Source organism: Amycolatopsis kentuckyensis (genome assembly GCF_002155975.1).
GTDB lineage: Bacteria > Actinomycetota > Actinomycetes > Mycobacteriales > Pseudonocardiaceae > Amycolatopsis > Amycolatopsis kentuckyensis.
On sequence record NZ_MUMI01000200.1, the window covers coordinates 1 to 10,231 of the forward strand.

Annotated in this window: 5 protein-coding genes, 2 rRNA genes and 1 pseudogene; all 8 read left to right on the top strand. The window is 67.2% G+C overall.

The window, feature by feature from the left end; all coding sequences use genetic code 11:
* Positions 1-108 precede the first annotated feature (108 nt).
* Positions 109-3,231, top strand: a 23S ribosomal RNA gene (locus CCN39_RS19990).
* Positions 3,232-3,302: 71 nt separating this feature from the next.
* A 5S ribosomal RNA gene (gene rrf, locus CCN39_RS19995) occupies positions 3,303-3,419 on the top strand.
* A gap of 97 nt (positions 3,420-3,516) precedes the next feature.
* The gene (locus CCN39_RS50740) at positions 3,517-5,727 is read left to right on the top strand and encodes a hypothetical protein (protein ID WP_167455126.1); all 2,211 of its coding nucleotides are present in this window, start codon (positions 3,517-3,519) and stop codon (positions 5,725-5,727) included.
* A complete protein-coding gene (locus CCN39_RS20005; protein ID WP_086844143.1) occupies positions 5,720-6,685 on the top strand; it encodes an HAD-IIA family hydrolase in 966 nt (321 codons plus the stop codon). Before CCN39_RS50740 ends, CCN39_RS20005 begins: the two co-directional genes overlap by 8 nt.
* Before the next feature lie 17 nt (positions 6,686-6,702).
* A complete protein-coding gene (locus tag CCN39_RS20010; RefSeq protein ID WP_003079777.1) occupies positions 6,703-6,900 on the top strand; it encodes a hypothetical protein in 198 nt (65 codons plus the stop codon).
* Positions 6,901-6,905: 5 nt separating this feature from the next.
* Positions 6,906-7,733, top strand: coding sequence for a TlyA family RNA methyltransferase (locus CCN39_RS20015; protein WP_086844145.1), 828 nt, complete (start codon positions 6,906-6,908; stop codon positions 7,731-7,733).
* Entirely contained in the window at positions 7,730-8,656 is a 927-nt protein-coding gene (locus CCN39_RS20020) for an NAD kinase (protein ID WP_086844147.1), read from the top strand. The genes CCN39_RS20015 and CCN39_RS20020 overlap by 4 nt, the downstream gene beginning before the upstream one ends.
* 90 nt (positions 8,657-8,746) lie before the next feature.
* Positions 8,747-10,231, top strand: a pseudogene (gene recN, locus CCN39_RS20025) (DNA repair protein RecN); the annotation flags it as partial.

Consider the following 10,231-nt stretch of genomic DNA (forward strand, 5'->3'; position numbering starts at 1 on the left):
GCACACTGTTGGGTCCTGAGGCAACACGCCTTAGGGCTTACGCCCTGAAACGTTGTGTGTTTCTGGTGTGGTGTTTGAGAACTGTAGAGTGGATGCGAGCATCTTTGTGGTCAAGTTGTTAAGGGCACATGGTGGATGTCTTGGCTTCAGGAGCCGATGAAGGACGTAGGAGGCTGCGATAAGCCTCGGGGAGCTGTCAACCGAGCTGTGATCCGAGGATTTCCGAATGGGGAAACCCAGCACCAGTGATGTGGTGTTACCCGCACCTGAATATATAGGGTGTGTGGAGGGAACGCGGGGAAGTGAAACATCTCAGTACCCGCAGGAAGAGAAAACAACCGTGATTCCGTGAGTAGTGGCGAGCGAAAGCGGAAGAGGCTAAACCGATTGCATGTGATACCTGTCAGGGGTTGTGCAGTCGGTGTTGTGGGACCCAGCGTCGAGGATCTGACAGTCCTCGGAATGGTCACGTATGTTAGTGGAACGCCTTGGGATGGGCGGCCGGAGTGGGTGAGAGCCCCGTACGCGAAAACATGTCGTTGATCGTTTGTTTGGTGTTCCCGAGTAGCAGCGAGCTCGTGGAATTTGCTGTGAATCTGCCGGGACCACCCGGTAAGCCTAAATACTTCCTGAAGACCGATAGCGGACGAGTACCGTGAGGGAAAGATGAAAAGTACCCCGGGAGGGGAGTGAAAGAGTACCTGAAACCGTGTGCCTACAAGCCGTCAGAGCCTATTGGGTGATGGCGTGCCTTTTGAAGAATGAGCCTGCGAGTTAGTGCTGCGTGGCGAGGTTAACCCGTGTGGGGTAGCCGTAGCGAAAGCGAGTCTGAATAGGGCGAATATAGTCGCGTGGTCTAGACCCGAAGCGGAGTGATCTACCCATGGCCAGGGTGAAGCGACGGTAAGACGTCGTGGAGGCCCGAACCCACTTAGGTTGAAAACTGAGGGGATGAGCTGTGGGTAGGGGTGAAAGGCCAATCAAACTCCGTGATAGCTGGTTCTCCCCGAAATGCATTTAGGTGCAGCGTCGTATGTTTCTCCACGGGGGTAGAGCTACTGGATGGTCTAGGGGCCTTACCGGGTTACCGAAATCAACCAAACTCCGAATACCGTGGTGTTAGAGTACGGCAGTGAGACGGCGGGGGATAAGCTTCGTCGTCGAGAGGGAAACAGCCCAGAACACCAGCTAAGGCCCCTAAGTGTGTGCTCAGTGGGAAAGGATGTGGGATTGCCCAGACAACCAGGAGGTTGGCTTAGAAGCAGCCACCCTTGAAAGAGTGCGTAATAGCTCACTGGTCAAGTGGTCCTGCGCCGACAATGTAGCGGGGCTTAAGCACACCGCCGAAGCTGTGTCATTCATACAATACATCGGCTTGGACTCTTGAAGTCCTTGTCTAGTGGTGTGGATGGGTAGGGGAGCGTCCTGCATCCAGGGAAGCGGCGGCGGAAGCCAGTCGTGGAGGGTGTGGGAGTGAGAATGCAGGCATGAGTAGCGAATGCAGAGTGAGAAACTCTGCCGCCGGATGACCAAGGGTTCCTGGGCCAGGCTAATCCGCCCAGGGTAAGTCGGGACCTAAGGCGAGGCCGACAGGCGTAGTCGATGGACAACGGGTTGATATTCCCGTACCCGAGCATGTGCGCCCATGACGAGGCGTTTGATACTAACCACCCGAAGCGTGCCGGCGAAGCCTTCGGGCCTAGTTGGCATTGTGGAGCGTGGGACCTGATTTCGTAGTAGTCAAGCGATGGGGTGACGCAGGAAGGTAGCTCCGCCAGGCGATGGTTGTCCTGGTGTAAGCGTGTAGGCCGTCATGTAGGCAAATCCGCATGGCAATAGGCTGAGACGTGATGCGTAGCCGTTTGAGGCGAAGTAGAGTGATCCTATGCTGCCGAGAAAAGCCTCTAGTGAGTGCATGCACGGCCCGTACCCCAAACCAACACAGGTGGTCAGGTAGAGAATACCAAGGCGATCGGGTGAACTGTGGTTAAGGAACTCGGCAAAATGCCCCCGTAACTTCGGGAGAAGGGGGGCCAAACATCCTGAAGCTTTTTACAGGCTAGGGGTGGGTGGCCGCAGAGACCAGCGGAAAGCGACTGTTTACTAAAAACACAGGTCCATGCGAAGTCGCAAGACGATGTATATGGACTGACGCCTGCCCGGTGCTGGAACGTTAAGAGGACCGGTTAACTCCTTCGGGGGTGAAGCTGAGAATTTAAGCGCCAGTAAACGGCGGTGGTAACTATAACCATCCTAAGGTAGCGAAATTCCTTGTCGGGTAAGTTCCGACCTGCACGAATGGCGTAACGACTTTCCGGCTGTCTCAACCACAGGCCCGGCGAAATTGCACTACGAGTAAAGATGCTCGTTACGCGCGGCAGGACGGAAAGACCCCGGGACCTTTACTATAGTTTGGTATTGGTTTTCGGTTCGGCTTGTGTAGGATAGGTGGGAGACTGTGAAGTGGTCACGCTAGTGGCTGTGGAGTCGTTGTTGAAATACCACTCTGGTCGAATTGGGAATCTGAACCTCGGGCCATGATCTGGTTCAGGGACAGTGCCTGATGGGTAGTTTAACTGGGGCGGTTGCCTCCTAAAGAGTAACGGAGGCGCCCAAAGGTTCCCTCAGCCTGGTTGGCAATCAGGTGTTGAGTGCAAGTGCACAAGGGAGCTTGACTGTGAGACAGACATGTCGAGCAGGGACGAAAGTCGGGACTAGTGATCCGGCACCTCCTGGTGGAAGGGGTGTCGCTCAACGGATAAAAGGTACCCCGGGGATAACAGGCTGATCTTGCCCAAGAGTCCATATCGACGGCATGGTTTGGCACCTCGATGTCGGCTCGTCGCATCCTGGGGCCGGAGTAGGTCCCAAGGGTTGGGCTGTTCGCCCATTAAAGCGGCACGCGAGCTGGGTTTAGAACGTCGTGAGACAGTTCGGTCCCTATCCGCCGCGCGCGTAGGATACTTGAGGAAGGCTGTCCCTAGTACGAGAGGACCGGGACGGACGAACCTCTGGTGTGCCAGTTGTTCTGCCAAGGGCATGGCTGGTTGGCCACGTTCGGAAGGGATAACCGCTGAAGGCATCTAAGCGGGAAGCCTGTTCCAAGATGAGGTATCCCACCCCTTTGTGGGTTAAGGCCCCCAACAGACCATTGGGTTGATAGGCCAGAAATGGAAGCACAGTAATGTGTTGTCGAGTTGACTGGTACTAATAGGCCGAGGACTTGCCTACAAAGATGTTACGCATCCACTCTACGGTTCTGAAACACCACACCGGTGACGGTGTGTGTTGTTTCGGAGTGTTTCGGTGGTTATAGCGTCAGGGAAACGCCCGGTCCCATTCCGAACCCGGAAGCTAAGCCTGACAGCGCCGATGGTACTGCAACCGAAGGGTTGTGGGAGAGTAGGACACCGCCGAACTTACCTTCCGTACGGCCCGTTAGGATAGCCAGTTGGCTGCCCTAGCGGGCCGTACGCGTATGTCCAGAACAAGATTTTTTCCATGGCAGGAGGCCAGGTGTCCGAGTTCGGTCGACGAGACTCAAGCGATGATGGGTCCGGCCGGTCGGCACGCCGGGACGAAGGCTCCCGGGGCCGATCGGAAGGTTCCGGGGGAGACCGGCGCGGCGCGCGGCAGGACCGCGGCGGCCGCGACAGCACACACCAGGGACGTCCGCGCCGTGACGACCGCGGTGTCCGCGGCGGCGGCAAGCCGTTCCGCGGTGGCGACGGTCCCCGCGACCGCGACCAGCGCGGAGGATACGCAGGTCAGGGCCGCAGCGACCGCGACGACCGCAAGGTCGGCCACGGCAGCCGCGACTCCGGCGGCCGGCCGGGCGGCAGCCGCTTCTCCGACGGGCCGAGCCGCTCCGGCGGCGGCCGTTACGAAGACCGTGGCGCCGGCCGATCGGGCAGCCGCTACGAGGACCGGGGCAACAGCCGCTCCGGCACCCGCAACGACAGCCCGAGCCGCAGCTTCGACGACCGCGGCGGCCGCCCCCAGGGCAAGTCCTCGTACGGCGACCGCAAGCCCCGCTGGGACAACCGCCGCGACGACGACCGAGGCAGCCGCCCGGGCGGTTTCCGCTCGGACGACCGCGACCGTGGTGCCCGGACGGGTGGTTTCCGTTCCGACGACCGGGACCGCGGTGGCGATTCGCGCGGTGCCCGCACCGGCGGTTTCCGTTCCGACGACCGCGGCCGCGGTGGCGATTCGCGCGGTGCCCGCACCGGCGGTTTCCGTTCCGACGACCGGGACCGTGGCGGCGATTCGCGCGGTGCCCGGACGGGTGGCTTCCGGTCCGGTGACCGGGACCGTCGCGACGACTCGCGCGGCGGTTACCAGCGTCGCGACGATGACCGGGGTGCCCGGACCGGTGGTTTCCGGTCGGATGACCGTGGTGGCAGCGACCGCCGCAGCGACTCCCGTGGCAGTTACCAGCGCCGCGACGACGACCGCGGTGCCCGGACCGGCGGTTTCCGGTCGGACGATCGTGGTGGCAGCGACCGCCGCAGCGACTCGCGCGGCGGCTACCAGCGTCGCGACGATGACCGCGGCGGCCGGACCGGTGGTTTCCGCTCCGACGATCGTGGTGGCAGCGACCGTCGCAGCGACTCCCGTGGCAGTTACCAGCGCCGCGACGACGACCGGGGTGGCCGCACCGGTGGTTTCCGGTCAGACGACCGGGGCAGCGAGCGCCGCGACGATTCGCGTGGCGGCTACCAGCGGCGCGACGACCGTGGCCGGCCCGGCAGCGACCGTCGTGACGATGACCGCGGTGCCCGGACGGGTGGTTTCCGCTCCGACGACCGCCGCGACGAGTCGCGCAGCGACAGTGGCGTCAGCGGCGAGAACCGGGAAAACCGGGAAAACCGCGGCGAGCGCACCGGCGGCTTCCGCGACTCCGGCAAGCGCTACGACCGTGACAGCCGTCCCCAGGGCGACCGCAAGGACCGTCCCCGCCGGGACCCGCGGCCCAAGGTCGGCGCGCCGCTCGACGACGAAGCCCTCGCCAGGGAACTGCTCGAGGCGCCCGAGCTCCCCGAGGACATCGAGTTCTCCGACCTCGACGAGGAAGTCCGCCGTGAGCTGCGGACCCTCCCGAAGGGCCTGGCCGAGACCGTCGGGAAGCACCTCGTCGCCGCCGGTGGGCTGGTCGACAGCGATCCCGAAGCCGCCCTCGAGCACGCCAAGTACGCCAAGGCCAAGGCCTCGCGCGTCCCGATCGTGCGCGAAGCCCTCGGCCTGGTCGCCTACCACGCCGGCAACTGGTCCGAAGCCCTCTCCGAGCTGCGGGCCGTCCGCCGGATGACCCGCAGCGACGAGCACATCGCCATCATCGCCGACGCCGAGCGCGCGCTCGGCCGTCCCGAGCGGGCCCTCGACCTCGCGAAGGAGGTCGACACGGCGAAGCTCGCGAAGGCCACCCAGGTCGAGCTCGCGATCGTCGCGGCCGGGGCGCGGCGGGACCTCGGGCAGCTCGACGCCGCCGTCGTCTCGCTGCAGGGTGACGACCTCAAGGCCGAGAAGCGCGACCCGTGGAGCGCTCGCCTCTTCTACGCCTACGCCGACAACCTCGCGGCCGTCGGGCGCAAGGACGAAGCCATCCGGTGGTTCCTCAACGCCTCCGAGGCCGACGCCGAAGACGAGACCGACGCCGCCGAGCGCGCCGCGGACCTGTCGAACGAGAACGTCGGAGAAAAGGACACCGAAGCGACCGATGAGTGACGCCCTCCTCGCGGCCTACGACGCGGTCCTCTTCGACCTCGACGGCACCGTCTACCACGGCACCCGGGTGATCCCGGGTGCCCCGGAGACGGTGCGGGCCGCGCGGGAGCACGGCACCCCTGTCCGGTTCGTCACGAACAACGCCTCCAAGGCGCCCGACGAGGTCGTCGCGCACCTCACCGGTCTCGGCATGCCCGCCGGGACCGATGAGGTGCACACCAGCGCCCAGGCCGGTGTGCAGCTGCTGAAGGAACGTCTGGACGCCGGTGCCGAGGTCCTCGTCGTCGGCACCGGGTCGCTCGCCGCCGAGGTCGCCGGGGCCGGGCTGAAGCCGGTGCGGGAGAACGCGCCGAGCGTCCAGGCCGTCGTGCAGGGACACTCTCCGGACAACACCTGGGCCGCGCTGGCGGAGGCCTGCCTGGCCATCCGGGCCGGCGCGCTGTGGGTCGCCTGCAACGTCGACGCGACCCTGCCCAGCGAGCGCGGCCTGCTGCCCGGCAACGGCTCGATGGTCGCCGCGCTGCGCACCGCCACCGACGTCGAACCCCTGGTCGCCGGCAAGCCGCAGCCGCTGCTGTTCGAGACCGCCGCGCGGTCGGCGGGCGCCGAGAAGCCGCTGGTCGTCGGCGACCGGCTCGACACCGACATCGCCGGTGCGGTCGCCGCGGGCATCGACTCCCTCGTCGTCCTCTCCGGTGTCGCGACGCCGAGGCAGCTGATCGAGGCCATCCCCGCCGAGCGCGGCACCTACCTCGCGCAGGACCTCACGGCGCTGACCGAGCGGGCCGAAGACCTCAAGATCGGGCCGCGGCCGGGCTGGACCGTGACCGTCGAGAACCAGACGTTGACCGCGACGGGCGAAGGCGACGAGCTCGACCTGCTCCGCGCGCTGTGCCACACGGCCTGGGAGACCGGCGTCACCGAACTCGGCGAGCGCGCCAAGGCGAAACTGTCCTGACTGATACCGTTTGCACTGTGCAGGACCACCCCTTTCCCGTCCCGGGCCCGCCGCCCGGTTCGTTCTCGCAGCAGACCGACCCGCGGGCCGGCATCGACGAAGCCGTCGCCGGGCTGGACGACCTGGACGCGTTGCCGCTCGCGGAGCACGTCGAGCGCTTCGACGCCGTGCACACCGAGCTGACGGTCGCCCTGTCCAGCATCGACAAGGTCTGATCGGCGTGCCCAAGCGGGCCCGCCTCGACGCGGAACTGGTTCGGCGCGGCCTCGCCCGGTCGCGGGAACAAGCGTCGGCCCTGATCACCGGCGGCAAGGTCACCGTCCGCGGGATGGTCGCGAGCAAACCCGCCACCGGCGTGGAATCCGACGCGCCCATCGTCGTCAAGGACGAAGACGATCCCGGCTGGGCCTCGCGCGGCGCCCACAAGCTCCTCGGTGCCCTCGCGGCGTTCACGGACCTGAGCGTCGAAGGCAAGCGCTGCCTCGACGCCGGCGCGTCCACCGGCGGCTTCACCGACGTCCTCCTCCGCAACGGCGCCGCGACCGTGATCGCCGCCGACGTGGGTCGTGGCCTGCTCGACTGGCGAATCCGCACCGACGAACGTGTAGTGGTCATGGATCGCACGAACGTCCGCAACCTCAGTCCCGACGACCTGGGCGGCCAGGTCGACCTCGTCGTCGGCGACCTCTCGTTCATCTCGCTCAAGCTCGTGCTGCCCGCGCTCGCGGCCTGCGCGCGCGAAGGCGCCGATCTGGTGCCGATGGTGAAGCCGCAGTTCGAGGTGGGCAAGGACCGCCTCGGCAGCGGCGGCGTGGTCCGCGACCCGGAACTGCGCGCCGAGTCCGTGCTCACCGTCATCGACGAGGCCGCGAAACTCGGGCTCGCGCTGCGCGGGGTGACCGCCAGCCCGCTGCCCGGGCCGTCCGGGAACGTCGAATACTTCGTGTGGCTGAACAAAGAACACGTGGCCGAGTCCACTGTGGACGCGGTAAACAGGTCTGAGGCCGAGCGGCTCGTCCGGACCGCCGTCGAGGAAGGGCCCGCATGACCACCGAACGTGAAGTGCTCCTCCTGGTGCACCCCGATCGCGACGCGACGGGCGAAGCCGCGCGCGAGGTTTCGGCGCGCTTCGCCAAGGCCGGCATCCGGATCCGGGTGACCGAGCACGACGTCTGCGCGCTGATCAACCCCGAGCAGCACGGCGTCGGCGCGACCTGCACCGTCGTCGACCCGGACGACAACCCCGCCGACGGTGTCGAGCTGGTCTTCGTCCTCGGCGGCGACGGCACGCTGCTGCGCGCGGCCGAGCTGGCCCGCCCGGCCGGGGTGCCGGTGCTGGGGGTGAACCTCGGGCGCGTCGGGTTCCTCGCCGAGGCCGACTCGGACGCGCTGGCCGACACCGTCCAGCGGGTCGTCGACGGCGACTACCAGGTCGAAGAGCGGATGACCATCGACGTCACGGTCACCCACGACGGCGAAGAGGTCGCCCGCACCTGGGCGCTCAACGAGGCCAGCGTCGAGAAGAGCACCCGGGAGCGCGTCCTGGACGCGCTGATCGAGGTCGACGGCCGTCCGGTGTCCGCCTTCGGCTGCGACGGTGTGCTCTGCGCCACACCGACCGGCTCGACCGCGTACGCGTTCTCGGCGGGCGGCCCGATCATCTGGCCGGACGTCCAGGCGCTGCTGGTGGTGCCGAGCAACGCGCACGCGATGTTCGCCCGGCCGCTGGTCGTCTCCCGCGACTCGGTGATCACCGTCGGGATCGACCCGGACGGCTCGTCCGCGGTGCTGACCTGCGACGGGACCCGCCCGATCGACCTGCTGCCGGGCGCGCGGGTGCGGGTGACCTGCGGCAAGACGCCGGTGCGGCTGGTCCGGCTGTGGGACGGCCCGTTCACCGACCGCCTGGTCCAGAAGTTCTCGCTGCCGGTGAAGAGCTGGCGGGAGCGGCACGCGCGCCCCTGCGAGTAAGCACCGTTCAGCGATTCATTCGAACATATCGGCGACGCGCCGGGGTCCCGGGCGCGCAGAGTGTCGGTGGTGGCCGCTACCGTAGGCGGCGTGCTGGCCGAGATGCGCATCCAGGGCCTCGGAGTCATCGAGGACGCCCTGCTGGAACTGCACGCGGGCTTCACCGTCGTGACTGGTGAAACGGGTGCGGGCAAGACCATGGTCGTCACCGGGCTGCACTTGCTGTCCGGGGGCCGAGCCGAGGTGTCCAAGGTACGGACGGGGATGCTCAAGGCGTTCGTCGAAGGGCGCTTCACCTACTCCGGCGTCGAAGGCGCCGAGCGGATCGTCACCGACTCGGGTGCGGACGTCGACGAGGACGGCAGCGTGATCGCGCTGCGCGCGGTCGCCGTCGACGGGCGGTCCCGCGCCCACCTCGGTGGCCGGTCCGTGCCGGTCGGCGTGCTCGCGGAGCTGTCCGAACAGCTGATCGCGGTGCACGGCCAGAACGACCAGCTGCGGCTGCTGCGGCCGGCCGAGCAACGCGCGGTGATCGACCGGTTCGCCGGTGACGCGGTGGCGAAGCCGTTGCGCGCGTACCAGGAGGTCCGGGCGGAGTGGCTGGCGGTGATCGCCGAGCTGACCGAGCGGTCGACGCGCTCGCGGGAGATGGCCCAGCAGGCCGACCTGCTCAAGCACGGGCTGACCGAGATCGACGCCGTCGCCCCGGAGCCGGGCGAGGACGCCGAGCTCACGGCGCAGATCAAGCGGCTCGCGGCGGTCGACGAGCTGCGCGCGGCGGCGACCGAGGCGCACGTCGCGGTCTCGGGCTCGCCCGACGGCGACCCGGACGCCCCAGGCGCGATGGGCCTGGTCTCCGAGGCGTTGCGGCGGCTCTCGACATCCGAGGACTCGGTGCTGCGCGAGCTGGCGCCGCGGCTGGAGGAGGCGTCGGTGCTGCTCTCCGACGTCGGGGCCGAACTGGGCAACTACGTCGAGACGCTGGACGCCGACCCGGCGCTGCTGGAGAAGGTGCTGGCCCGCCAGGCCGACCTCAAGCGGCTGACCCGCAAGTACGCGGCGGACGTCGACGGCGTGCTCGCCTGGGCCGACGACGCCCGGCGCCGGCTGGAAACCATGGACACCTCGGAGGAGGCGCTCGCCGAGCTGGCGCTGCGCCGCGACCAGCTCGCGATCCAGCTGGCCGCGCACGCGGCCGAGGTCTCGGGGGCACGCGAAACGGCGGCGGCCGAGCTGGCCGCGGAGATCACCCGCGAGCTGTCCGGGCTGGCGATGGGCCAGGCGGCGATCGAGGTGACGGTCGAGCAGCGCCCGGCCGAGCACGGCGACACGCACGCCCTGACCATCGACGGCCGCGCGGTGCACGCGGGCGCGGACGGCGTCGACGACGTCGAACTGCTGCTGCGCGCCCACGACGGCGCACCGCCGCTGCCGGTCCACAAGGCCGCTTCGGGCGGTGAGCTGTCGCGGGTGATGCTGGCGATCGAGGTGGTCCTGGCGCACGCGGACACGGTCCAGACCCTGGTGTTCGACGAGGTCGACGCGGGAGTGGGCGGCCGGGCCGCGGTCGAGATC

Excerpts from the sequence above, each read along its gene's own strand:
- CCN39_RS20005 (WP_086844143.1), top strand. The coding sequence starts at position 5,720 with ATGAGTGACGCCCTCCTCGCGGCCTACGACGCGGTCCTCTTCGACCTC.
- CCN39_RS20020 (WP_086844147.1), top strand. The coding sequence starts at position 7,730 with ATGACCACCGAACGTGAAGTGCTCCTCCTGGTGCACCCCGATCGCGAC.